The 25,745-nt window shown below is 72.1% G+C and carries 19 protein-coding genes; 14 read left to right on the forward strand and 5 right to left on the reverse strand.

Annotated features, from left to right (window positions below; translation table 11 throughout):
• Positions 1-86 precede the first annotated feature (86 nt).
• From IGS69_RS26800 to IGS69_RS26845, 10 genes are all read left to right on the forward strand, one after another.
• The gene (locus IGS69_RS26800; RefSeq protein ID WP_190903039.1) at positions 87-1,604 is read left to right on the forward strand and encodes a VMAP-C domain-containing protein; all 1,518 of its coding nucleotides are present in this window, start codon (positions 87-89) and stop codon (positions 1,602-1,604) included.
• Between the two features lie 16 nt (positions 1,605-1,620).
• A complete protein-coding gene (locus IGS69_RS26805) occupies positions 1,621-2,712 on the forward strand; it encodes an AAA family ATPase (RefSeq protein ID WP_190903040.1) in 1,092 nt (363 codons plus the stop codon).
• Entirely contained in the window at positions 2,712-7,241 is a 4,530-nt protein-coding gene (gene fxsT, locus IGS69_RS26810; RefSeq protein WP_190903041.1) for an FxSxx-COOH system tetratricopeptide repeat protein, read from the forward strand. Before IGS69_RS26805 ends, fxsT begins: the two co-directional genes overlap by 1 nt.
• A gap of 195 nt (positions 7,242-7,436) precedes the next feature.
• Positions 7,437-8,537: an alpha/beta fold hydrolase gene (locus IGS69_RS26815; protein ID WP_332836568.1), complete on the forward strand. Its 1,101-nt coding sequence runs from the start codon at positions 7,437-7,439 to the stop codon at positions 8,535-8,537.
• Positions 8,534-9,655, forward strand: a complete 1,122-nt coding sequence (locus IGS69_RS26820) for an effector-associated domain 2-containing protein (RefSeq protein WP_190903043.1) — start codon at positions 8,534-8,536, stop codon at positions 9,653-9,655. The genes IGS69_RS26815 and IGS69_RS26820 overlap by 4 nt, the downstream gene beginning before the upstream one ends.
• Positions 9,656-9,756: 101 nt before the next feature.
• Positions 9,757-9,984 carry a hypothetical protein gene (locus IGS69_RS26825; protein WP_190903044.1) on the forward strand — a complete coding sequence of 76 codons (228 nt, stop codon included), beginning with the start codon at positions 9,757-9,759 and terminating at the stop codon, positions 9,982-9,984.
• A 94-nt stretch (positions 9,985-10,078) separates the two neighbouring features.
• A complete protein-coding gene (locus IGS69_RS26830) occupies positions 10,079-11,827 on the forward strand; it encodes an HEXXH motif domain-containing protein (protein WP_190903045.1) in 1,749 nt (582 codons plus the stop codon).
• 100 nt (positions 11,828-11,927) lie between these two features.
• Positions 11,928-13,151, forward strand: a complete 1,224-nt coding sequence (locus IGS69_RS26835) for an arginine deiminase (RefSeq protein ID WP_190903046.1) — start codon at positions 11,928-11,930, stop codon at positions 13,149-13,151.
• 59 nt (positions 13,152-13,210) lie between these two features.
• On the forward strand, positions 13,211-14,218 hold the full coding sequence (argF, locus tag IGS69_RS26840; protein WP_190903047.1) for an ornithine carbamoyltransferase: 1,008 nt from the start codon (positions 13,211-13,213) through the stop codon (positions 14,216-14,218).
• A 103-nt stretch (positions 14,219-14,321) separates the two neighbouring features.
• A complete protein-coding gene (locus tag IGS69_RS26845; protein WP_190903048.1) occupies positions 14,322-15,758 on the forward strand; it encodes an amino acid permease in 1,437 nt (478 codons plus the stop codon).
• On the opposite strand, the gene IGS69_RS26850 is transcribed toward IGS69_RS26845, so the two are convergent.
• Entirely contained in the window at positions 15,715-16,182 is a 468-nt protein-coding gene (locus tag IGS69_RS26850) for an ATP-binding protein (RefSeq protein WP_190903049.1), read from the reverse strand. The genes IGS69_RS26845 and IGS69_RS26850 overlap by 44 nt on opposite strands.
• 308 nt (positions 16,183-16,490) lie before the next feature.
• Between IGS69_RS26850 and IGS69_RS26855 the strand changes: the two genes are divergently transcribed.
• The 4 genes from IGS69_RS26855 (at position 16,491) to IGS69_RS26870 (ending at position 21,920) form a co-directional block, all read left to right on the forward strand.
• Positions 16,491-17,318, forward strand: coding sequence for an enoyl-CoA hydratase family protein (locus tag IGS69_RS26855; protein WP_190903050.1), 828 nt, complete (start codon positions 16,491-16,493; stop codon positions 17,316-17,318).
• Positions 17,315-19,630, forward strand: coding sequence for a bifunctional salicylyl-CoA 5-hydroxylase/oxidoreductase (locus IGS69_RS26860; RefSeq protein WP_232543650.1), 2,316 nt, complete (start codon positions 17,315-17,317; stop codon positions 19,628-19,630). The genes IGS69_RS26855 and IGS69_RS26860 overlap by 4 nt, the downstream gene beginning before the upstream one ends.
• A 10-nt stretch (positions 19,631-19,640) precedes the next feature.
• Positions 19,641-20,591, forward strand: coding sequence for an RNA polymerase sigma factor SigJ (gene sigJ, locus IGS69_RS26865; protein ID WP_190903051.1), 951 nt, complete (start codon positions 19,641-19,643; stop codon positions 20,589-20,591).
• A 114-nt stretch (positions 20,592-20,705) separates the two neighbouring features.
• Positions 20,706-21,920, forward strand: a complete 1,215-nt coding sequence (locus tag IGS69_RS26870) for an NAD(P)/FAD-dependent oxidoreductase (protein WP_190903052.1) — start codon at positions 20,706-20,708, stop codon at positions 21,918-21,920.
• A 21-nt stretch (positions 21,921-21,941) separates the two neighbouring features.
• Here the strand turns inward: IGS69_RS26870 and IGS69_RS26875 are convergent, their stop codons facing one another.
• The 4 genes from IGS69_RS26875 to IGS69_RS26890 all read right to left on the reverse strand — a co-directional run bounded on the left by IGS69_RS26875 (position 21,942) and on the right by IGS69_RS26890 (position 25,613).
• Positions 21,942-23,015, reverse strand: a complete 1,074-nt coding sequence (locus IGS69_RS26875) for an ABC transporter ATP-binding protein (RefSeq protein ID WP_190903053.1) — start codon at positions 23,013-23,015, stop codon at positions 21,942-21,944.
• On the reverse strand, positions 23,012-23,863 hold the full coding sequence (modB, locus tag IGS69_RS26880; protein WP_190903054.1) for a molybdate ABC transporter permease subunit: 852 nt from the start codon (positions 23,861-23,863) through the stop codon (positions 23,012-23,014). The genes IGS69_RS26875 and modB overlap by 4 nt, the downstream gene beginning before the upstream one ends.
• A complete protein-coding gene (gene modA, locus IGS69_RS26885; RefSeq protein WP_190903055.1) occupies positions 23,860-24,672 on the reverse strand; it encodes a molybdate ABC transporter substrate-binding protein in 813 nt (270 codons plus the stop codon). Before modA ends, modB begins: the two co-directional genes overlap by 4 nt.
• A 170-nt stretch (positions 24,673-24,842) precedes the next feature.
• Entirely contained in the window at positions 24,843-25,613 is a 771-nt protein-coding gene (locus tag IGS69_RS26890; RefSeq protein WP_190903056.1) for a ribonuclease BN, read from the reverse strand.
• Between the last annotated feature and the right edge of the window lie 132 nt (positions 25,614-25,745).

The raw sequence follows: 25,745 nt of genomic DNA on the forward strand, positions 1-25,745 counted from the left end.
TTCCCATTCGTCCCTGGTTAACCGCTGGTTGCCGTGCTAACTTCGCTGGTCGGTCAGGCAGGTGAACCGACTCAGGGGGAAAGTCGGTGCGGACAGGTACGACGCCCGGCGAGTTCGGCGGCACATCCGGACAGCAGCCGGATTTCGAGCTGCTGTTACAGCTCACCGATGTCCTCTGCGAGCTGGGCTGCGTCGAGGACGCCCCGAGCCGGGTGCAGTTCGCGAGCCTGCTCGGAGGCCAGCTCTGCCGGCAGGTGGACATCCGCGGGGTCAGGCTCCGCGAGGACGTGGTGAGTCTGGTGACCGCCGCGCTGAGCGTGGCGGGCGGCGAGCACGTACTGGTCGGGGTGGTCCGCATCCTGGAGGGAGCCCCGGCCGGAGACGAGCTCGACCGGCTGATCGCCCCTGCCCCCCTCCTGGCCGGACCGCTGTCCAAGGAGGACGAGAAGGGCGCACGCGTGGCGCTCTCCCGCGGCGACCTGCCCGCCGCACGCTTACGGGACGGTCTGGCCGAGGAACTCGCCGGCCTGGACCTCCCCGACGGACTCGCCCCCGAGCAGCTCTTCGCCCACCTGCTCGAGTGGAACGTGCAGGAGGACGGCCTGCCACCCGTCGTCCTGCTCCTCGACCACGCGGCCCTGCTCGCCAGGACCGTCGAGCACCGCCTGGCCCTGGCCGGCTGGGTCGACGACTGGACGGCACGCGCCGGACTGAGCGCCGAGCTGGCGAGGCGCCGGGAGAGACGCGCCGGGGTGCAGTGGTCGCCCGACATCCCCCGCACCCTCGTCGTCGCGATCGAACCGGCCCGGGACGGCAGCACGGACGTCGTCGTGCGGACCTGGACCAACGCGACCCCCGGCCGCTGGGACCCCCGCCCCGGCGAGCCCGACACCATCCCCCTGGACGACCTCGGCCGAGCGGTGGACCGAGCGCTCCGGCGTGGCACCCAACGCTGGCTGGTGCCGCGCGAACCGGAGGCCGGCGGACTCCAGGAGCCGCCTGCTTACATAGAGTTCCTCCTTCCGTACGATCTGATGAACCACGATGTAGCGGGGCTGACGTTCGCCGTGGGCGACGGTGAGCCCACTCCGCTCAGCCTGCGGTACGGGGTGCACCTACGCAGCCTGGAACGGATGCGTACGGACAATGCCGTGGTCCGGCAGCAGTGGCAGCGGCGTTGGGCAGCGCTGAAGCAGCACGGGATCACGGTGCACGCCTGGCGGGAAGCGGACGCCCGGCGGCTGCGCGCGTGGCAGATCGCGCTCGCCGGGGAATCCAGAAGGACGGCGGTGCTGTTGGACGCGCCGACCGGGGCGCCGGCCCTGGAGGCGCTCAAAGCAGCGATCTCGGAGGGGGTCGGGCTGGCCGTCTGGGACCGCAGAGGCGTGTTCAAAGAGGAGAGGCGCGAAGTGGTGACCGCGGTGTTCGCGGCCGTCACGATGCCCGTGCAGCTTCCGTCCGTCATTCACCGCATGCGTCTGAACGCCGAGAGCGGCGCGGAGGACGCGGTCCAGTATCTGGCCCGGAACGTCGGATTCCTGTGGGACGACCCCACACGCGTCGTCGACCTCCAGGCCACCGACCCCGGCGATCTCGCCAGCTGAGCTAGGAGGCTTCGGCATGAGCGCACAGGAACGGACGGCCGCGGACGACTGGCGTGTCTTCCACGCCACCGGACATCCGCGGGACGAGCCGCCCGTGCTGCCGGACCCGCCGCCCTGGCGGAGGTTCCGCGGCGGTCCGGCCGAGGCCACGCCCCCGGACGACGCCGAGGCCGCGCTGCGCCGCCTGGGCCCCGGCGGCCTCACCCCCCAGCTCGACCAGGAACAGATCGAGACGGTCAACGCCGCGCTGCTGCTGCGCCGCCCACTGCTGATCACCGGGCCGCCGGGCGTGGGCAAGTCGACGCTCGCCTATCTGATCTCGCGCGAGCTGGTCCTCGGCCGCGTACTCGAGTGGAACGTGGTGAGCCGGACCAGCCTGCGGGACGGCCTGTACGTGCACGACGCCATGGGCCGTGCCCAGGCCATCGCCGCCTGGCAGGCGGGACTGCGGGACACGGCACGGGCGGAGCCGGCGTTCGAAGAAGGCGAACAGAACGTCAACTCCCCGCAGCTGCCGAAAGATCGCCAACTTGCGCCGGTAATAGGCGAGTTCATTACACTGGGGCCCCTGGGTACCGCCCTGCTGCCCTACGAACGGCCCCGGGTGCTCCTCGTCGACGAACTCGACAAGAGCGACATCGACCTGCCGAACGACCTGTTGCACGTTCTGGAGAATGGAAGTTATGAGGTTCCGGAGCTGGTGCGTGACGCCGCCGACACGGCGAGCGTGCACACCAGTGACCCGGGCCGCCGGGCCGTGGTGCACGGCGGACGGGTCGAGTGCCGGGAGTTCCCGGTCGTGGTGATCACCAGCAACGGGGAGCGGGAATTCCCCGCCGCCTTCCGCCGCCGCTGTCTGCCCATGGAGATGCACACCCCCACCCGGGAGCAACTACTGGCCATGGTGGAGGGCCATCTCGGGCTCCGGCCGCAGGGCACCGAAGACCTCGTCGACCTGTTCGTTCAGCGGGTCCAGGCGGGTGGAGTCCACTCCCTCGACCAGTTGCTCAACGCTGTCCAGATGACTACTGCGGGTGGTTTTCAGGCTGACGGTGACGGGCGTAAGCTCGTCGAACTGCTGCTCCGCGACCTCGCGAAGGGCCGCTGATGACCCGGGAGCGCGCATCCGGACCCGGCGACGGGGATCCCGCATCGGGATCGTCGCCGCCTCCTTCGGTGTACCCCGAGCCGCCCGCGGGCGAGCGCGGAGACCGGGTCCCCGCCGCTCCCGATCATTTCGTGCCGCGCTGGCAGGAGTTCGCCGACGCGGTATGGCTCGCCGCACACCGGAGCCGGTACGACCGTCCCGGCGACGAGGACCGGCCGGGCCCGGCCGCGGAAGCGGAAACCGAACCCCCGCAGGACGCCGCGACCGAACACCCACCCCCCTCACCCGCGGCGGATGAGGGCGCACTCCTCGACCGGCCCGCGCCCGGCGACGAGGACACCCCGGCCGGGACGCAGCCGCCGCCGACCGGCCGCACCCCGGGGCCGATCCCGGCCGCCGGCGGGGCAGCCTCCCGTGCCACCGGCCGGGCCGCGTCCCGTGCCGCGGACCGCTTCTTACCCCACCCCGAAGGCGGCTTCACCCTGCATCTCGGGCCGCCGCTGCTGCCCCGGGCCGAACCCGACCCCTCCGGTCCCGGCCGCGTCACCGCCCTGCTCGCGCGTGCCCTGCACCACCTGGCCCGCCGCATCCCCTCGCGCAGCAGTCTGGAGCTGGACGAGGAGACCACCGCCGAACAGGGCCTCGTGGACGGGCTGTGGATGCCGTTCCTGCGGCCCGCCCGGGTCTCCGCCTTCGACCTGGTGCTGCTGCTCGACGACGCGCCCACCATGCGGATCTGGGAGGAGAGCGCCGCACGCCTCGCCCGCGCCGCCGAGCACAGCGGTGCCTTCCGGAGCGTGCGCACCATCCGGGCGAGCGTGCCGCGCACCGGCACCGCCACCCTGCGCTGGCCCACCGGCCGGGCCGTCGCCGACCCGGCAGAACTGCTCGACGGCCGGGGGAGCCGGATCTTCCTCGTCGTCACCGACGGACTCGCCCACGGCTGGGCCGCCACCGCCGCCGACGAACTCCTCGGCCGCCTCGCCCACGCCGGCCCCACCGCCCTCGTCCACCTGCTGCCGCCGCACCTGCGCCACCGGTCCTCGCTCTACCCGTACCCTGCCGTCCTGGAAGCCGGAGGCTTCGGAGCCCCGAACGACACCCTCGGGCACTGGGCGCCGCCCGGCGGCCCGGATCCGATGCGCCCGCTGCCCGAGGCGGGCGACGACTCCGTCGCCGTCCCGGTGCTCTCCCTGAAACCCGCCTCCCTCGCCGCCTGGTCCGATCTGGTCACCGGCGGGCGCGGCGTACGGCGTTCGCTTCCCGTGGTGCTGGCGGGCGCCCTGAGCAAGGGGGCGCCCGCCCCCGGTCTGCGCGCCCCGCGCCTCCCGCGCGCCGCCACCGCCGCCGTACGGCGCTTCTCCAGCCTCGCCACCCCCTCCGCCCGCCGGCTCGCCACCCAACTGGCCGCCATTCCCTTCGACTTCGACCTGGTCGAGCAGCTCCGCAGGCGGGTCATGCCGGAGACCGGACCCGATCACTTGGCCGAGATCCTCATGGGCGGGCTGATCGACTGGGAGGGCGGGGGGCAGGGGTGCCCCGAGTTCGCCGAGGGCGTCCGCGAGGCGCTGCTCGCGACCACCACCCGCAGCCAACTCGCCCGCACCGTGAGCGTGGTGGGCGAGCTGCCCGCCGCGGGGGAGCGGGGCGTCGCCCTGCGCGCGGCGCTGCACGACCCGCTGCGCACCAGGCTGCCCGACCCGGCCGAAATCGGCTGGGCGCGCAGTGAACTGGCCGTGATGCGAGCCCTGTCGGGGCCGTACTCCGAGCGGGCCAGGCGCATCGAACCGAATCTGTCCAGGAACCCGCCCCCGGTGGCCGAACAGGTGGAGAACAGCACCTCCGCCCACCCACCCCCACAGGTGAATATCCCGGGCGAAACGACTCCATCCAGCCCAGCGGGCATCAACCCGGATTCGGGAATCTCCGATCCGACTGGAGAATCCGCGCCGTCGGAGACGGCCGAGGCGCACCGACAACAACTGACCCCGGAGGCAGAGCCGCTCATGCAGCGCACCACGACCGCAACGCCGGCCCTACTGGTGAACGTCCCCATGCGTAACACCTCGTTCGTCGGCCGTCAGGCGCTGCTGAGGGCCGTGGAGGAGCAGCTCGCCGCCCAGGACACCGCGGCCGTGCTGCCCAACGCCCTGCACGGTCTCGGTGGCGTCGGCAAGTCCCAGCTGGCTCTGGAGTACATCTACACCCACCAGCGCGATTACCGGATCATCTGCTGGATCCCCGCCGAGCGCGAGAGCCTCATCCTGGCCGCGCTCTCCTCCCTCGCCTCGCAGTTGGGCGTCGCCCCGGCCGGCCAGGACAGCCTGGGCGCCGCCGCGGCCAACACCGCCGTGCCCGCCGTACTGGAGGCGCTGCGCACCGGGACGCCGTACGACAACTGGCTGCTGGTCTTCGACAACGCCGAGGACATCGAGGCGGTGCGCGGCTACTTCCCGCACAACGGTCCGGGCAAGGTCATCGTCACCTCCCGGAACCGGGGCTGGGAACGGGTCGCCACCTCGCTGCCGGTGAACGTCTTCGAACGCGACGAGTCCATCGAGCTGCTTCAGAAGCGCGCCAAGGACCTGCCCCGGGAGGACGCCCACCGGCTCGCCGAAGCGCTCGGCGACCTGCCGCTGGCCGTCGAGCAGTCGGGCGCCTGGCTCGGCGTCACCGGCATGGAAGTCGACGAGTACCTCGAACTGCTGGCCCAGCGCAGCCCGGAGATCCTCGAGATCGAGCGGAGCCCCGACTACCCGGTCTCCGTCGCCGCCGCCTGGGACATCTCCCTGGAGCGGATCCGGGAGAACAACCCGGGAGCCCGGCAGCTCCTCGACATCTGCGCCAGCATGGCCCCCGAGCCGATCCCGCGGTCGATCCTGCGCAGCAGCCGGGGCGTCAACATCACGCCCGAGATCGACCCGATGCTGCGTGAACCGATCAAGCTGAACCGGGCCATCCGCGACCTCAGCCAGTTCTCCCTGATCAAGGTCGACCCGCGGGCCGGCACCCTGCAGATGCACCGCCTGCTCCAGACCGTGCTCCTCGCCAAGCTGAGCGAGGAGCAGCGCGAGCGGATGCGGGACGCGGCGCACCAGCTGCTGTCCGCCGCCAAGCCGGGTGCCTACGGCGCCCCCCGTGAGTGGCGCGACTATCAGGCGCTCCTGCCTCACATCCTCGCGTCGCATGCGGTGACCAGCACTGATTCCTATGTGCGTGACCTGGTCTACGACACGATGTGGTTCCTCTACTACTGGGGTGACCACGAAGGCGCTGCGGCCTTCGGCCGTCAGGCGTGGAGTGCATGGCTCGCCGCCTCGGGTGAGGAGGACACCTATGTCATCCGGATGACCAAGGGGTTCGCGTTCCTGCTGCGCCAGGTCGGCCAGATCGCCGAGTCGATCCCGCTGACCGAGAAGGCGCTGGAGGTCTCCCGCCGGGTGCAGGTCGAACCCGAGGAACTGATCGACTCCCTGTGCGAGATGTCCGACGCGCGTCGTTACCAGGGCCGGTTCCAGGAAGCGCGGGACCTGGGTGAGGAGGCGACCGACCTGTCCCGTTCACTGTTCGGCCATGCCGACCCGGCCACCCTGCGAGCCAGCCACAGCTGGGGCGTGGACCTGCGGTTGTGCGGGCAGTTCAAGGAAGCGCTGCCGCTGGACGAGGAGACCGCCCGCCAGCGCGACATGCTGTTCGGCAGCACCAGCTTCTTCACCCTCAACTCCCTCGTCGGCGTCGGCATCGACACGCGCGAGACGGGGCTTTATCCCGAGGCGCGTCAAATCCAGGAGGACAACTACCGCCGGGCGCGCACCGACCTGGGTGAGGAGCATCCCCTCACACTGCGCGCCGCCCGAGACCTCGCGGTCTGCCGACGCCGGGACGGGGCCCTCGCCGAGGGCGCAAAGCTCGCCGAGGAAGCACTGCGCGGCTTCAGGGCTCGCTACGGTGACGAGCACTTCGACTCGCTGACCACAGCCACGAATGTCTCTGTCGACCGTCGCCTGGCCGGGGATCTGGAGGGCTCCCTCCGGCTTGCCGAATCCACCATGGCGAGGCAGGAGCGGCGCCTCGGCAGGAACCACGCGCACACCCTGGTCACCAAGGCGAACCTGGCCGCAACCCAGAGGGCCCTGGGAGCTCTGGACATCGCGCAGGAGCTGGAAGACGATGTGGTGCGCCGGCTCAGTGACACCGTCGGTCCGCACCATGTCATCACTCTCACTGTCGGACTCGGTCAGGCCAACACCGCTTACGCCCGGCTCGACTTCGAGAGGGCACACGCGATCGACTCCGCCAGTCTGCCGTTGCTGACCGACGTGGCGGGCGAGAACCATCCGCTCACCCTTTCCTGCACCGCCAATCTCGCTCTCGACCTGCGGGGCCTTGGGCGGGGCGACGAAGCAGACGTGATCCAGCGCAAGGCGGTGGACGGCCTCGCCGCGGTGGTGCGCACCGACCACCCCTGGCTCCAGGCAGCGCGTCAGCGGCGCCGTATCGAGTGCGACATTGCGCCCGTGCCCCTCTGACCAGGGCAGCTGGACGGTTGCCGCCGCCAACATCTCCGGCAGCCATCTCCGTGTCAGGTCCGGACTCACTACGCTCGCGACCATCACGAGTTCACGTTCAACGCCGAGGCAGGGGCATGGGGGCGCATGACGACGGTCGTCTTCGTTCATGGGACCGGGGTTCGCGAACCCGGCCTCACCGCGTTGGTGGGACGTGTGACGGCCGGACTGGCCGCGCAGCGCGACCGGATTCAGGTGGTGCCCTACTGCTGGGGAGCGACACACGGTGCCACGCTCGCGGCCGCCGGCGCCTGCCTGCCTCCCCGGTCCGGCACCACGCGCGCTCTCGGCGAAGGCCCGGGCGGGCTCGACATGGCCGACGAGACCGCGGCATGGGCGGCCCTGTACGCCGACCCGTACGCCGAACTGGTCCTGGCCGCCGGGAACGGCCGGGTCGTCGAACGCCCGCCCGGATCCGAACCGCCGCAGCAGCGGGCACGGGCACTGCTCACCGCCGTCGCCGCCCAAGGAGACGTGCTTGCAGCCGAGTTGGGCCCCGGATTGGCCGACGCCGCCACCGGGCTGGCGGCCCACCCCCTGCTCGCCCCCGCCGCCGAAGCCCTCGACCCTGCGGACCTCGCCGTGATTGCGGCCCGCTCCCTGACCGCGCGCCTCGTCGCCGACGCCCTCGACGCAGACTCCCCGCTCGTTCCGACCGGTGAGACCCGGGACGCCCTCACCGACAGGTTGGCCGAGGCCCTCGGAGCACCTGTCCGCGGTACGGAGCGAGGACTGCGCTCCTCCCTCCTGCGGGTTGCCGGTGCAGTCGCCTCGCGCGCCGTCGAGCGCCGACGGCGCGTCCTGACCGAGGCCGCGCATCCCGCCGCCGGTGACATCCTGCGCTACCTCAGCCGGGGTGCGGCCTTCCGGGACGGCCTTCGCGCCCTCGTCGCCGGCCTGGAGCCGCCCGTCGCGGTGGTCGGCCACAGTCTCGGCGGCATCATCGCCCTCGACACGCTGATCGCAGCCCCGCTGCCGCAGGTCGAGTTCCTGGTGACGGCGGGCTCCCAGGGCCCGTTCCTCTACGAGTCGGGGTCACTGCCGTCCCTCGAACACCCCGCACCCTTGCCGCCGCACGTCCCCACCTGGCTGAACCTGTACGACCCGCGCGATCTGCTCGGCTATCTCGGTGCCGGGCTCTTCCCCGGCCGCGTGAGCGATGTCGCCGTCGACAGCCGTCAGCCGTTCCCCGCCGCGCACAGCGCCTACTGGACGAACCCAGCCGTGTACCGCCACATCGTGGACCGGCTGCCGTGAGCGGGCCGGTGCCGCGCGTAGACCCCGCCCGGGTGCACGCCCTTGTCGTCGGGATCGAGGCGTACGAGGCCGGGGACCAGTGGGGGCTGCCCGGGCCGGCCCGGGACGCCGTACGGTTCTGGCGATTGCTGAGGGACGCGGGAGTCCCGGAGCCACACCTGCGGCTGCATCTGGCCCCGTTGCCGTCGTACGACCCTGGGGTCCCGTACGAACGCGCGGATCAGGCGACCTTGCGCCGGGTTCTCGTGCGAGAACTCTCCCCCGCGCACGGCGATGTGCTGTGGGTGTGGTGGGGCGGGCACGGCGTGCTGGACCGGGCCGGGCGGCTCCGGCTGTTCTGCGCGGACGCGGGCGTCGCCGACAAGGTCGGCATCGACCTGGATTCCGCCCTCGCCAGGTATGCGGGCGACGCCGTGCCCGGGCTGCGCGAGCAGATGTGGATCGTGGACGCCTGCGAGACGTTCGAGGAGGACCTCGCTTTCCGGGAGGCACTGCCTGCCGACACCCTGCCCGTGGGCCGGCCCGGCCACGCACACCGGCAGACCGTGTTACGCGCCGCCGGACGGGGCAGGGCAGCGGCCAACGACCCCGTCCGTGCCACGGGCCTGTTCTCCGATGTTCTGCTCGACCTACTGGCCGACCGGACGGCCGTTCTTCCCGGGCTGCCCGATCCGGAGGAACTATTTCCGGCCGTTCGAGCGCGCATCGCGGCCCTCAGGGAGGAAGGCCGTACTCTTCAGCATCCCGAGATCCGGCTCCAGGGCGCCGATCGCACCGAGACCATGCCCCCGGCCGGGCCGCCACCTGCGCCACGCCCCCTCTCGGCGCTCCAGCGAGCGGTGGACGCCCTGCTCGCCTACCGCCTGATGGCCGATCCCGAAGAACGCCAAACGGTCGTCGCCGCGTTGAATCCCGCTGTCACAGCAGTGCTGCGCCGTCACAGCAGGGCCCGCACCGACGTCGTCAGCCTCCTCGGAGAGCTCTCCCGGCGACACCCGGAGGCTCTGTGGGAGCTGTTCGACGTCGTGGTGTCCGCCGACGACGATCCGGAACTGAAGAGCGAACTGGCCGCGGCCCTGAATGAGTTGGCGGCATCGGCTGCGCGTCCGCGATCGTGAATGATCAGTGGCGTGATCGTACGGTTTTCGCTCCGGTGGGTAATGGCCATGATGGAAGAACACGGGGCATCGCGTGCCACCGTGCGAGAAGGGGGAGCATCTTGGACCAGCCGCCCGCTCTGCACCCAGCCGGAGCCGCCGCACCTGAACCGGTCGTCGCCGCCGCGGAGACCGACGTCTGGGAATCCGACCTGGCGGACCTCGCGGCGCTCCCCCTGAGCGCTGTGGACGGCCTCCCCGCCCTGCCCCCGACCACGCGCCTGCTGGCCGAGGTTCTTCGAGCCCGTAGCAGCATGCGGGGCAGCGGCGAAGGTGCCCGAGCCGATTAGCCGCCGACCGTCTCGTCGGCGGAGCCCCGGTGCGCCATCCGAACTCGCACCGGGGTCCTCGTATGTTCGCCCACCCGACCGGAGGTCCGCGACCATGATCAGCGAGCAGGACCACGCCCTCCTTCGCATGCCGGACCGGCTTTTCGCCGAGTTGGCCACCGGGGGCGGCTCCGCAGAGGCCGTAGCCTTCCTCGAGCGTGGGGAGAGGGCCAGGCGGTTGCTGCTCCTGCGCACCCTCCTCGGCCACCTCGACGCCCTTCCCACGCCGCTGACTCCGGCCGCCGAGGCCTGGAGGGTGCTCAAGGAAGCGGCCGAGAAGGAGCCCGAGCCGGTCGAACGCCTGCTGCTGGCCCCGACGACCGGCGGGTGGATCTCCCACATGCTGCGCCGGGTGCACGGTACGGCGACCGGTCCGGCGCTGTGGGCGGAGGCAAGCCACTTGTGCGCGTTGGCCCTTTCGGCCGCCCTGCACACGGGCACGGAGGCGTCCCTCGACGTTTCCCTCACCGGCGGGCGACTTCCCCTGCCCGGTCTTGGCATGGTTCAACTCCCCGGCGCGAAGGACGGCTTGACGGTCGGCCGGGCCGTTGTGGCCGGCGGAGAGGTGAGCGTCACGGGGCGGGCGAGTACGGGAGGGACGGTCCAGGTGACCTGTCGCCCCGGCGCCCCGGCCCCGGACACCGGGGTCTGGCTTCCGCTGCGCACCCTTACACACGCGAGCCCCCAGGGGGCAGCGCCCATCATGGTCGTACTCGAAGACCTCGACCCCTTCCGCGATCTTGATGATCACCTGCCCCCCGCCCGGCTCGACGAGGACGAGGCGCGGGAGTGGCAGCGGCTGTTCGGCGAGGCGGTGCGGATCCTCGAGAGCCCAGGCACACCGGGCCCCGGGCGGGTCGACCCCGCGACGATCCGGGCGATCGTGCCCTTCGGGCGCACGGCGGCGAGCCCACCACCGCCGTCCTTCGTCCAGGTATCGGCATCGAGCGGCGATTCCTTCGGCGGCATGCTCATCGCCCGTCCGTCCTCCCCCCTGGCCCTTGCGGAAACACTGGTCCACGAACTCCAGCACAGCAAGCTGGCCGCTCTGCTGCACCTCTTCCCTCTGCTGGAAGACGACCGGAACGAGCGGTACTACGCCCCTTGGCGTGCCGACCCCCGCCACCTCACCGGCCTGCTGCACGGCGCCTACGCCTTCACCGGTGTCGCGGGCTTCTGGCGGGACCGGCTGGCCGACGCGCAGCGCGACGACGCGCAGGGCGACGATGCCCAGGGTGCCGACGCGCACAGTGCTGACCCGAGCGCCGAGGCGGTGGAGCGCGCCGGCTACTTCTTCGCCCTGCGCCGCCTGCAGAGCCGTCTGACCGTACGCACCCTGCTGACCAGCGGCCGTCTGACCGTCGAGGGCCGCGCCCTCGTGACACGGCTCGCCCGCACCCTGGACGGCTGGCTGCGGGAGGACGTCCCGCCGGCCGCGCTGGCCCGTGCCCGCACCGCCGCCGCCCTGCACCGCACCGAGTGGCGGCTGCGCAACGTCGTGCCCGCCCCGGCCGCCGGCCCGTCCGGCCTCCGCTTCCGGCGCGACCGCACCGTCTGGCCGGACGTGCGCACCCACGCCTTCGCCACCCCGCCCGCCGTCCCGCGCACCGCCGACGAGCACCTCGCCGCCGGGGACGCGGCCGCCGCACTCACGCGGTACGCCGACGTCCTGGCCGACGCCCCGGCGGAGCCGCAGGCCCTGGCGGGCTGGGTGGTCGCGCGGACGATCCTCGAACCGGGCCGCGCCGCCCGCCGGATGCTCGCCCGGCCGGAGGAACTGCTGGAGCCGTCACCCCGGGTGTGAGCCGGTCCCGCCCCGTTTGCCGTCGGCATGACGAGAACCGGTCGTCACGGAAACGGTCGAGGAGCGCGTCAATACGCCCTCCGATGGTCAGGATGGAGGCATGGCATACCACGTCCACTCCGAGGCCGGGCGGCTGCGCCGCGTGATCCTGCACCGGCCCGATCTCGAGCTCAAAAGGCTCACCCCGAGCAACAAGACCTCGCTGCTCTTCGACGACGTGCTGTGGGTGCGCAGGGCCCGCGCCGAGCACGACGGGTTCGCCGACGTGCTGCGCGACCGCGGCGTCGACGTCCACCTCTTCGGTGACCTGCTGGCCGAGACGCTCGAGGTGCCGGCGGCCAGATCCCTCGTCCTGGAGCGGGTCTTCGACGAGAAGGAGTACGGCCCGCTGGCCACCGACCCGCTCAGAGCCGCCTTCGAGAACATGCCCGCGCCGGAGCTGGCCCAGGTTCTGATCGGCGGCATGACGAAGCGCGAGTTCCTCGATGTGCACCCGGAGCCGACCTCCGTGCGCTTCCATGTCATGGAGCTGGACGACTTCCTGCTGGGCCCGCTGCCCAATCACCTCTTCACCCGCGACACCTCGGCCTGGATCTACGACGGCGTGTCCATCAACGCCATGCGCTGGCCCGCTCGGCAGCGCGAGACCGTGCACTTCGAGGCGATCTACCGGCACCATCCGCTGTTCCGCGACGAGACCTTCCACGAGTGGTCGAAGGGGCAGAGCGACTACCCGTCCACCATCGAGGGCGGGGACGTGCTGGTCATCGGAAACGGGGCGGTGCTCATCGGCATGAGCGAGCGCACCACCCCGCAGGCCGTGGAGATGCTCGCGCACAAGCTGTTCGCCGCCGGGTCCGCCGAGACGATCGTGGCCCTCGACATGCCGAAGCGGCGTGCCTTCATGCACCTCGACACCGTGATGACGATGGTCGACGGCGACACCTTCACCCAGTACGCGGGTCTCGGCATGCTCCGCTCGTACACCATCGAGCCCGGCGTCGGCGAGAAGGAGCTGAAGGTCACCGACCATCCGCCGGAGCACATGCACCGCGCGATCGCCGCCGCCCTGGGCCTGAACCAGATCCGCGTCCTGACCGCCACCCAGGACGTGCACGCGGCCGAACGCGAGCAGTGGGACGACGGCTGTAACGTCCTCGCCGTCGAACCCGGGGTCGTGGTCGCCTATGAGCGGAACGCCACCACCAACACCCACCTGCGGAAACAGGGCATCGAGGTGATAGAGATCCCGGGTAGCGAACTGGGCCGGGGCAGGGGCGGCCCGCGGTGCATGAGCTGCCCCGTCGAACGCGATCCCGTATAGGCATGCTGAAGCTCGTATAGTATTCCAGTGTCCCGTCCCCGTATCCCTGGAGTGCCCTCATGGCGACTGTCCCGACCGCCCTCGCCGGCCGCCATCTCCTCAAGGAGCTGGACCTCACCGCGGAGGAGTTCCGCGGTCTGGTCGAGCTGGCCGCCGAGCTGAAGGCCGCCAAGAAGGGCGGGACCGAGCCCCGGTACCTCCAGGGCCGGAACATCGCGCTGATCTTCGAGAAGACCTCCACCCGCACCCGCTGCGCGTTCGAGGTCGCGGCCGTCGACCAGGGCGCCTCGACCACGTACCTCGACCCCTCCGGCTCCCAGGTGGGGCACAAGGAGTCGGTCAAGGACACCGCGCGGGTGCTGGGCCGGATGTACGACGCGATCGAGTACCGGGGCGACAGCCAGGAGAAGGTGGAGGAACTGGCGGCGCACGCCGGGGTGCCCGTCTACAACGGGCTCACCGACGGCTGGCACCCCACCCAGATGCTCGCCGATGTGCTGACCATGACCGAGCACTGTGCCAAGCCGCTGACCGAGGTCGCCTTCGCCTACCTGGGGGACGCCCGCTTCAACATGGGCAACTCCTACCTGGTCACCGGCGCCCTGCTCGGCATGGACGTACGGATCGTCGCGCCGAAGGAGTACTGGCCCGCCGAGGAGATCGTCGACCGGGCCCGGGCGCTCGCCGCCACCAGCGGCGCCCGCATCACGCTCACCGAGACCGTGGAGGAGGGCGTCCGCGGCGCCGACTTCGTCGCCACGGACGTCTGGGTCTCGATGGGCGAGCCGAAGGAGGTCTGGGCCGAGCGCATCACCGCCCTCGCCCCCTACGCGGTGACCATGGACGTCCTGCGCGCCACGGGCAACCCGGACGTGAAGTTCCTGCACTGCCTGCCCGCCTTTCACGACCTCGGCACCAAGGTCGGCCGGGAGCTCCACGCGGCCTACGGCCTGGACTATCTGGAGGTCTCCGACGAGGTCTTCGAGTCGGCCCACTCGGTCGTCTTCGACGAGGCGGAGAACCGGATGCACACCATCAAGGCGATCATGGTGGCAACCCTCGCCTGAACAGGCCTTATGCTGACCGGCGGCCCGGAACCACCCCTCCTCCGCGGCCGCCGCGCGACGAACCCGTCGCACTCCCGCACCACCAGAAACGAGCACCACCCGCATGCCCGCTCCCCGTATCAAGCCCCCCGCCCTTCTCGTGGCGGAGTCGGGCGCCGACCGTGAGGGCCACGGTCTCAAGCGCACGATGGGTCTCTTCCAGCTGGTCTGCTTCGGCGTCGGCGCGATCGTCGGCACCGGCATCTTCGTCGGACTGTCCGACTCGGTCGCCCAGGCCGGCCCGGCCGTCGTCGTGTCCTTCCTCCTCGCCGCGATCACCTGCGTCTTCACCGCGTTCGCCTTCGCCGAGCTGGGCGGCGCGATCCCGGTCTCCGGCTCCTCGTACTCCTTCGCCTACGCCGGTCTCGGCGAGGGCACGGCCTTCCTCGTCGGCTGGTGCCTGCTGCTGGAGTACGGCGTGTCGGTGTCCGCGGTGGCGGTCGGCTGGAGCCAGTACGTCAACGAGCTCCTCGACAGCGTCGTCGGACTGCACCTGCCCACGGCCCTGTCGGCCGGGCCGGGCGACGGCGGGGTCGTCAACCTCCCGGCCGTGATCGTCATCGCCATGGCCGCCGTCCTCCTGGTGCGCGGCGTGCGCGAGAGCGCCCGGGCCACGGCCGCGATGGCCGCGCTGAAGCTCGCCGTCCTGGTGGCCTTCGTCGCCATCGGCTTCACCGCGTTCGAGGACGGCAACCTGACCCCGTTCTCGCCGACCGGGCTCGCCGGCATCGGCGCGGGCACCACCGCCGCCTTCTTCTCGTACATCGGCTTCGACGCGATCACCACCGCCGGTGAGGAGGCCAAGAACCCGCGCCGGGACATCCCCGTGGCGATCCTCGTCTGCATCGGCCTGGTCACGCTGCTCTACTGCGCCGTCGCGCTCGCCGCGATCGGCGCCATCGGCGGCGACGCGGTCGGCGGCCGTCCGGCGGCCCTGTCCTACGTCGTCAACCAGGTCACCGGCTCCACCGTCGGCGGCGGTGTGATCGCCTTCGGCGCGGTCGTCGCCATCGCCTCGGTCGTGCTCGCCGTGATGTACGGCCAGACCCGGATCCTGATGTCCATGTCCCGCGACGGGCTGATCCCGCGCGTCTTCGAGAAGGTGTCGCCCAAGACCTCCACGCCGGTCGCCGGCACGCTGATCGTGGCGGGCGTCTTCGCGCTCCCCGCGGCCTTCGCCCCGCTGGACGCCGTGGTCAACCTGTGCACCATCGGCACGCTCGCCACCATGGCCGTCGTCAACATCGCGGTCATCGCCCTACGCCGCCGCGAGCCGGACCTCGCCCGCACCTTCCGGGTGCCGCTCTACCCCGTCACCCCGCTGCTCGGCGTCGGTTTCTGCCTGTACCTGATGTACGAGACGGGCGCGACGACCTGGACCCAGTTCGCTGGATTCCTGCTGGTGGGGATCGCCCTGTACCTGCTCTACGGGCGCCGGAACTCCCGGCTCGCCGCGGTCACGCCGATGAACGGCGCTGAGCGGGCACCACAGGCAGTCTGAACCAGACCGCCTTGCCGGACTCGGTCGGGCGGTGCCCGCAGGACGAGCTCAGGGCGCGGATCAGCAGCAGCCCGCGCCCGTGCTCCTGCCAGGGGTCGGGCGGCCCGCCGGCCGGGCGGGTGAGGTCGCCGGGCGGGGCCGGGTCGGTGTCGTGCACCTCGACCTGACATCCCGACGGCATCAGCTCCACGACCAGCTCTATCGGCGTCTCGCCCGTGGTGTGCTCCACGGCGTTCGCCACCAGCTCCGCCGTCAGCAGCTCCGCGGTGTCGCAGTCCGCGCCGTGCCGCACCTCGGCCAGCGCCGTACGGACCAGGGCACGGGCCACGGGCACCGCCGCTGCGGTGTGCGGCAGCGCGATGCGCCAGGAGGCGGGAGCTGAGGAGAGTTCGTACACGGCGGGTCCGTTCATGGAGCAGGACATCCTGCTTTCAACCTTATGCATGGTACGGCGCCGCTCTTCCGAAGCATCCCGGGGGCACCGCCGGAGGCGCCCTTGCCTCCGTGCCGGACGGCTTACCCAGGTCAACGCGCCGCCGCGCACAGCTGCTGCCGCCGTTACGCCGGTGTGGACGACCTGTGACGGATGTGACCGGACCAGGTCACGCCGGGCCCGCACCGGAGTCCTACCCGGACGGCCTATCGCGCACTCATGACGACAGTCACGGATGAGTGATAGCTTCGGAGGGTAGAGCTCTGTGAGGCAGTGCCCGCCCGAGGAGGCCGCACGTCATGAGTCCCTTCACCGGCTCCGCCGCCCGCACCCCAGGCTGGGAGCATCTGCGCGTCGACATCGCGGACGGCGTCGCCACCGTCACCCTGGCCCGCCCCGAGAAGCTCAACGCGCTCACCTTCGGCGCCTACGCCGACCTGCGCGACCTGCTCGCGGAGCTGTCCCGGGAGCGGTCCGTACGGGCCATGGTGCTGGCCGGGGAAGGCCGCGGCTTCTGCTCCGGCGGCGACGTCGACGAGATCATCGGCACCACCCTCGGCATGGACACCGCCCAGCTCCTGGACTTCAACCGGATGACCGGGCAGGTGGTCCGCGCGATCCGGGAGTGCCCGTTCCCCGTGATCGCGGCCCTGCACGGCGTGGCGGCGGGAGCGGGAGCGGTCCTCGCCCTGGCCGCGGACTTCCGCGTCGCCGACCCCACCGCCCGCTTCGCCTTCCTCTTCACCCGCGTCGGTCTCTCCGGCGGCGACATGGGCGCGGCCTACCTGCTGCCCCGGGTCGTCGGCCTGGGCCACGCGACCCGCCTGCTGATGCTGGGCGACCCGGTCCGGGCCATCGAGGCGGAGCGCATCGGGCTGATCAGCGAACTGACCGAGGAGGGCGCCGCCGACGAGGCCGCACAACAGCTGGCCCGCCGCCTGGCAGAGGGGCCGGCCCTGGCCTACGCCCAGACCAAGGCGCTGCTCACGTCCGAACTGGACATGCCCCTGGCGGCCTCGGTGGAACTCGACGCCTCGACCCAGGCGCTGTTGATGAACGGCGAGGACTACGCCGAGTTCCACGCGGCGTTCACGGAGAAGCGCCCTCCGAAGTGGAGCGGACGGTGAGCGCGGTGCCTTTGGGCGACACCGGCCACCCCCTCCGCGTCGCGATCATCGGCGGCGGCCCGGGAGGGCTCTACGCCGCCGCCCTCCTCAAGCGCCTGGACCCCGGACGGGAGGTCACCGTCTGGGAGCGCAACGCCCCCGACGACACCTTCGGCTTCGGCGTGGTCCTCTCCGACGAGACACTCGGCGGCATTGAACACGCCGACCCCGAGGTCTACGAGGCCCTCCAGCAGCACTTCACCCGCTGGGACGACATAGACATCGTCCACCGCACCCACCGCCACACCTCCGGCGGACACGGATTCGCGGCCCTCGGCCGCAAACGGCTGCTCGAGATCCTCCACACCCGCTGCCGCGAACTCGGCGTCGGCCTCCGCTTCCGCACCGAGGCCCCGCCCGACCTCCCGCACACCCACGACCTGGTCATCGCCGCGGACGGCATCCACAGCGCCACCCGCGCAACCCACGCGGACGTCTTCCGCCCCCGGGTGACGACCCACCGCTGCCGCTACATCTGGCTCGCCGCCGACTTCCCCTTCGACTCCTTCCGCTTCGAGATCGCCGAGACCGAACACGGCGTGATGCAGCTCCACGCCTACCCCTACGCCCCCGACGCCTCGACCGTGATCATCGAGATGCGCGAAGAGGTCTGGCACGCGGCCGGCTTCGACGAGCTGGGCGAGGCGGAGTCGATCGAGCGCTGCGGCAAGATCTTCGCGGAGGCGCTCCGCGGCCGTCCCCTGTCGTCGAACAACTCCATGTGGACGACGTTCCGCACGGTGGTCAACGACCGCTGGTCGCACGGCAACATCGTGCTCCTCGGGGACGCCGCCCACACCGCCCACTTCTCCATCGGCTCCGGCACCAAGCTCGCCGTGGAGGACGCCCTCGCCCTGGCCGCCTGTCTGGAGGAGGGGGACTCAACTTCCGAGGCCCTGACCGCCTACGAGGAGGAGCGGCGCCCCGTCGTCGCCTCCACGCAGCGCGCGGCCCGGGCCAGCCTGGAGTGGTTCGAGAACATCGCCCTGTACCTGGACCAGCCGCCCCGCCAGTTCGCCTTCAACCTCCTCACGCGCAGCCGCCGAGTCACGCACGACAATCTGCGGCTGCGCGACGCCCGCTTCACGGAGACGGTCGAGCGCGAGTTCGGCTGCCCGCCCGGCACGCCCCCGATGTTCACGCCGTTCCGGCTGCGCGGTCTGACCCTGCGCAACCGGGTCGTCGTCTCGCCCATGGACATGTACTCGGCCGTCGACGGCGTCCCCGGCGACTTCCACCTCGTCCACCTGGGCGCGCGGGCGCTGGGCGGGGCCGGGCTGGTGATGACGGAGATGGTGTGCGTCAGCGAGGAGGGCCGCATCACGCCCGGCTGCGCCGGCCTCTACACCGGCCGGCAGGCCGAGGCGTGGAAGCGGATCACCAACTTCGTCCACGACCGGGCCCCCGGCACCGCGATCGGCGTGCAGCTCGGCCACAGCGGCCGCAAGGGCTCCACGCGGCTGATGTGGGAGGGCATGGACGAGCCGCTGGAGGAGGGCAACTGGCCGCTGGTCGCCCCCTCCGCGCTGCCGTACAAGGAACGCAGCCAGACGCCGCGTGAACTGTCCCGCGCTCAACTGACCGACATCCGGGAGCAGTTCACGGCGTCCGCGGTGCGCGCCGCCCGGGCCGGCTTCGACCTGCTCGAACTGCACTGCGCGCACGGCTACCTGCTGTCCGGGTTCCTCTCCCCGCTGACCAACCGGCGCACCGACGCCTACGGCGGCTCCCTGGAGAAGCGGCTGCGCTTCCCGCTGGAGGTCTTCGACGCCGTACGGAACGTATGGCCGGGGGAGCGGCCCATGACCGTCCGTGTCTCCGCCACCGACTGGGCCGAGGGCGGCACGACCGCCGAGGACGCCGTCGAGATCGCCCGGGCCTTCGCCGCGCACGGCGCCGACGCGATCGACGTGTCGACGGGCCAGGTCGTCGCGGACGAGCGGCCGGAGTTCGGACGGTCGTACCAGACGCCGTTCGCCGACCGGATCCGCCACAGCACCGGCATCCCGGTGATCGCGGTCGGCGCGATCTCCTCCTGGGACGACGTCAACTCCCTGATCCTCGCGGGCCGCACCGACCTCTGCGCCCTGGCCCGCCCCCACCTCTACGACCCCCACTGGACCCTGCACGCGGCGGCCGAGCAGGACTACACCGGCCCGGGTGCGCCCTGGCCGGATCCGTACCGCGCGGGCAGCCGCCGCCCCCAGACGGGCCGTACGGACGCCCCGAAACCGCGGCTGAGTCTGGGAGGCGGCGGCGCGGGCGGCGGTTAGGATCCGGGGCATGGCCCTGACGCTGGACGACGTGGACCGGTTCGAAGCATCCAGGCCGCGCCTGGAGGCCGTGGCCTATCGGCTGCTGGGCTCGGCGAGCGAGGCCGAGGACGCCGTGCAGGAGACGTTCCTGCGCTGGCAGGGCGCCGACCGTGATCGCATCGGAGTTCCCGAGGCGTGGCTGACGAAGGTCCTCACCAACCTGTGTCTCAACCAGCTCACCTCGGCCCGTGCGCGCCGTGAGACCTACGTCGGGCAGTGGCTGCCCGAGCCGCTGCTCGCCGGGGACCGGATGCTCGGGCCCGCCGACACCGCCGAGCAGCGTGAATCGGTCTCCTACGCGGTGCTCGTCCTGCTGGAGCGGCTCTCCCCGAACGAGCGGGCGGTGTACGTGCTGCGGGAGGCCTTCGACTATCCGCACCGGGAGATCGCCGAGATCCTCGACATCACCGAGGCCTCCAGCCAGCAGATCTTCCACCGCGCGAAGAAGCATGTCGCGGACGGCAGGGCCCGGACCCGCACCGAGATCGACGAGGCCGCCGCGCGCCGGATCATCGACGAGTTCCTCGCGGCCGCCGCGAGCGGCAAGACCGAGCCGCTCGTCCAGCTGCTCACCGGGGACGCCGTCGCGGTCGGCGACGGCGGCGGGAAGGTCCCGGCGCGCGCCAGGGCGTTCGAGGGCGCCCTCGCGGTCGCGAAGTTCATGCGGGGTCTGTTCAAGCCCAGCGCGGCCAAGCGCGCCCTGGTCGGCGGCTCGCCCGACGTCTACGCCTGGACCGCCAACGGTGAACCCGCCCTCGTGGTGGTCCTCGACGGGCGGGTCATCGGCGTCATGTGCCTGGAGATCGCCGACGACGGCATTTTGGCGTTCCGCAACCAGGTCAACCCCGACAAGCTCGAACGCGCGACCCGGCTGTGGTCCGCCGGCGACCACGGAGTCCCCCTGCTCACGGTCTTCTGACCCGGCCGACCGTGATGTGACGCGCGTCACACCGCGCTCCTGTCAGGAAACGGCGGGCCGCCCGGTTCAAGTGGCGAACCCGCTGAAGACAGCCGTCATGACAGGAGCCACGCCATGCAGCACCGCATCGTCGTCCTCGGAGCCGGCTACACCGGAGCAACCGCCGCCGGGCGCCTCGCCAGGCGCCTGCACCGCGAAGACGTCGCCCTCACCCTCGTCAACGCCGAGCCCGACTTCGTCGAGCGCGTCCGGATGCACCAGCTCGCAGCCGGCCAGGACCTCGCGCCCCGGCCCTTCGCCGAGATGTTCGAGGGGACCGGCGTCGCGCTGAAGCAGGGGAAGGTCACCGCCCTCGACGCCGACCGCAAGACCGTCACCGTCGCCGCCCCGGAGAGCGCGGGCGAGCGGCAGGACGAGGTCCTGCCGTACGACACCCTCGTCTACGCCCTCGGCAGCGGCTGGAACGGCCAGGGCGTGCCCGGCACCGCCGAGCACGCCCACGAGATCGCCGGCCGCACCGGAGCGCTCCGGCTGCGCGAGCGCCTGGCCGGCCTGGCCGCCGGCGAGTCCGTGGTCGTGGTCGGGGGCGGTCTCACCGGCATCGAGGCGGTGACCGAGATCGCCGAGGCCCGCCCGGACCTCGACGTCGCCCTCGTCGCCCGCGGCGCACTCGGCGACTGGCTGTCGCAGAAGGGCGCCGGGCACCTGCGCACGGTCGTCGACCGGCTCGGCATCACCGTCCACGAGCACGCCGGCGTCACCGCCGTCGAGGCCGGCCGCATCATCACCGGCGACGGGACGGCCGTCCCGGCCGCGGTCACCGTGTGGACCACGGGCTTCGCCGTCCACCCCGTCGCCCGGGCCACCACCCTGGACGTGAGCGGCACCGGCCGGATCGTGGTCGACCGGAGCATGCGCTCGGTGTCGCACCCGGACGTGTACGCCGTCGGCGACGCGGCCCTGGCGATGGGCCCCGGGGACAAGCCGCTGCGGATGTCGTGCGCCTCGGGCGTCCCCACCGCCTGGCAGGCGGCCGACGCCATCGCGGCCCGGCTGACCGGCGGCAAGGTCCCGAACGTGCCGGTGCGCTACTTCAACCAGTGCATCTCGCTGGGCCGCAAGGACGGTCTGATCCAGTACGTCACCGCCGACGACCGCGCGAAGTCCGCGGCCCTGACCGGCCGGCTCGCCGCGCTCTACAAGGAGATCATCTGCAAGGGCGCGGCCTGGGGCGTCGCCCACCCGACACTCCTGCCGGTCCGGCGCCGCCGCGTCGTGCGGGAGACCGCCGTCGTCCCGGAGGGCTCGCCGGTCAGGACGGCGGCCTGACCCGTGCGGACGCCGACCGTCTCAGACCGGGTAGGCGTGGGTCTGGGTGGCCTTCACCGTCGCCCAGACCTCCGCCCCCGGGTGGAGACCGAGTTCGGCCGCGGCGACCGTCGTGAGGTCGGCGGCGAGCGGGAGTTCACCGGTGAGGCCGGCGCGGATCTGGTCGCCGTGGGTCTCCAGACCGGCCACCTCGCAACGCCACAGGTTGCGGGCGCTGGAGCCCGTGGGCCGCTCCCGGTGCAGGGTGACCGCGCTCGGCGGGAACGCTACGAAGACCGGGCCGGACAGCACCTCCGTGGTGGTGAGCTGCGGGCCGTCGGCGAGCCGCACGGTGTGGCCGTCGGACTCGCCCCGGTAGAGGTTCAGCCCGACCAGCTGCGCGATGTAGTCCGTACGCGGATGGCGGGCGATGTCGGCCGGAGTGCCCTCCTGGACCACCCGGCCGTGCTCCACGACCACCAGCCGGTCGGCCAGCACCATGGCGTCGAGCGGATCGTGGGTGACGAGCACCGCGACCGCCTCGAAGTCGGCCAGATGGCGCCGGAGCCGGGCGCGCACCTCCAGCCGGGTCCGGGCGTCCAGGGCCGCCAGCGGCTCGTCGAGCAGCAGCAGCCGGGGCCGGGTCGCCAGGGCACGGGCGAGGGCGACGCGCTGGGCCTGCCCGCCGGAGAGCCTGCGCGGCTTGGCACCGGCGTGCGCCGCGAGGCCCAGCCGGTCGAGCCACTCCGCGGCCTGCGCCCGGGCCTCGGCCTTGGCCGCGCCCTGGCAGCGGGGGCCGAAAGCGACGTTGTCGAGGGCCGTCAGGTGCGGGAAGAGCAGGTAGTCCTGGAAGACGACCCCGACGGGACGGGCCTCCGGCGGCGTACGGTCCAGCTCGGTGCCGTCCAGTCGCAGATGGCCGCCGGAGAGCGGGGTCAGACCGGCCAGGGCGCGCAGCGCGGTGGTCTTGCCGGCGCCGTTCGGCCCGAGCAGGGCGACGACCTCGCCGGGCGCGACGGTCAGCGCCACGTCGAGACGGAAGCCCCCGCGGTCCACGAGGAGACGGGCGTCGAGACCGTCCGTGGCGGGGCCGGTGGCGGGGTGGGTCTGGATCATCCGGCGCTCATCCATCGGTCGCGCAACCCGGCGAGCACCGCGATCGACACCGCCAGCAGCACCAGGCTGAGGGCGATCGCGGCCTCCGGGTCGCTCTGCAGGGCCAGGTAGACGGCCAGGGGCATGGTCTGGGTGCGGCCGGGGAAGTTGCCGGCGAAGGTGATCGTCGCGCCGAACTCCCCGAGCGCCCGCGCCCAGGCGAGGACCGCGCCCGCCGCGATGCCCGGTGCGATCAGCGGCAGCGTGACCCGGCGGAACGCGGTGAAGCGGGAGGCGCCCAGGGTGGCGGCCGCCTCCTCGTAGCGCGGATCGGCGGCCCGCAGGGTGCCCTCGACGCTGATGACGAGGAACGGCATCGCCACGAACGCCTCCGCGATCACGACCCCCGCGGTGGTGAAGGGCAGCGTGATCCCGAACCACGAGTCGAGCCACTGCCCGACGATGCCGTTGCGGCCGAGCGCCATCAGCAGCGCCACACCGCCGACGACCGGAGGCAGCACGAGGGGCAGGGTGACGAGGGCGCGTACCAGGCCGCGGCCGGGGAAGTCGACGCGGGCCAGCAGCCAGGCCAGCGGCACGCCGATGACCAGGCTCACGCCGGTGGCGAGGGTCGCGCAGATCAGCGAGAGCCTGAGAGCCTGCCATACGTCCGGGCTGGTCAGCTGCGTGGGCAGGCTGTGCCACGGGGTCCGCACGAGCAGGGCGATCAGCGGCACGATCAGGAAGGCCAGGCCGAGCAGCGCGGGGATCAGCAGGGGCAGCGGGACGCCCGTGCGGACGCGCCGGCGGCGTGGACCGCCCCGGAGGGTGCCGGCCGCGGCGCGAGGCTTGTCGGTCGGGAGCGTCACGGCTTGAGGAACCCGGCCCCGGTCAGGACCTTCTGGCCGTCGGCGGACCGCACCAGGGCGATGAACGCCTTGGCGGCCTCGGCGTTCCGCGCGTCCTTGAGCAGGGCGATCGGGTAGTCGTTGACGGCGTCGGCGGACTCGGGGAACTCCACGCCCTCCACCTTGTCACCCGCCGCGCGCACGTCCGTCTTGTAGACGACGGCGGCGTCGGCCTCCTTCAGCTCGACCTTGGTGATGGCGGCCTTCACGTCCTGCTCGTAGGAGACGGGTGTGAGCTCGAGCCTGCTCGCGGCCAGGGCCTTCTGCGCGGCTGCGCCGCACGGCACCTCCTTGTCGCAGAGCACGACCTTCCGCCCCGCCTCGGTGAGGTCCTGGAGCGAGGAGATCTTCCCGGGGTTGCCGGGCAGGGTGGCGATCTCCAGCTCGTTGCGGACGAAGGCCGCGGGGGTGCCCGAGGCGTCCCCGGCGTCCGTCACGATCCTCATCGTCCTGGGGCTGGCCGAGGCGAAGACGTCCGCCGGGGCGCCGCCGGTGATGCTCGCGGCCAGCGAGTCACTGCCGCCGAAACTGAAGGTGACCTTCGTGCCGGGGTGCTCCTTCTCGAACTGCTCGCCCAGCGTCGTGAAACTCTCCTTCAGCGAGGCCGCGGCGAACACGGTCACCTCGCCGGAGAGCTTGCCCGGCCCGGAGGAGTCCGGCTTCGCCGAGGAGCCCGAGCCGGACGAGCAGGCGCTCAGGGCCAGCAGGGCGGCGGCTGCTCCCGCGGCATGCGGGAGCGGGCGGCGGGTCCGGCGCGCGGTACGGGTCATCACGGATCTGCTCCCTCGGTTCACTATGGCCCGATGATAATGCCGCAGATGCGAGGCGAAAGGCCCCTGTGGATTCGCATGAGCGGGGACAGGGATCCCTGGGGGTGGCATGTGCGTTCGTACGGCACGGCAGGGCAGGGCAGGCAGGACGGGGCAGGCCGGAGCCGGGTCTACTCGGCGTGGTCCTGATGCACGTGGTGCTCCAGCACCCAGCGGCCGACGAGCGCGCCGCCGTAGACGACGTAGCCCACACCGATGAGCCAGGACTCCACGACGAGGACGACGCCCATCGCTCCGTAGCTGATGGCGTTGGTGACGATGAGCGGGGTGAAGACGAAGTAGGAGAACATGCGCAGGCCGACCAGGCCGGCCATGGTGGCCAGCGCCCCGGGGAGCAGATCGGTCCAGCGGACCTGCCCGCCCAGCAGGAAGCGCTGCCCCCACCAGAAGAACAGCACACCGGACGCCGAGCTCAGCGCGATCCGCTCCGGCCCCGAGACGATGCTGCGCGTCTGCACCTCCTGGTAGAGGTACGCGGTCATCGCGATCATCCACACCGCCTGCCGCCAGACGCGGTGCCACGGACCCGAGGGCAGGCCCCAGATCCGCTCGTAGCCGTTCTGCACGCTCCCGCCGAACGCGACACCGAAGACCGCGAGGGCGACCCCGCCGAGCACGCTCGTGGTGCCGATGACCTTGCGCGGCGGGCTGATGATGTCCGTGAGCACCCGCGCGGACCGCCCCGACAGCCCCATGCCGTCGGCGAGCCACAGGGCGAACCCGCCCCGCTCCAGGGGGTCGGCGGCGGCGACCACGATGAGCAGCGGCGCCAGGGTGACCAGGGCGAGCGTGGCGAACCCCGTGGCCCGGTGCAGCAACTCCACCTCGCGGCCCTGCCGGACGAGGGTGTGCCCACCGGCCCGGTGCCACCCGCCGTGCACCGAGCGCCCCCACCGCCTCACGGGAGCCGGTCCGCGCGGGAGCCTGTCGTCCTCGGTGGTGTGGTGACGGTCATCCCTCGGCCCGCCTCCCGGTACGCGCTCCGTCCAGTCGCGGACATCGTTGACCGTTCC

It is taken from the genome of Streptomyces tuirus (genome assembly GCF_014701095.1).
Classification (GTDB): domain Bacteria; phylum Actinomycetota; class Actinomycetes; order Streptomycetales; family Streptomycetaceae; genus Streptomyces; species Streptomyces tuirus.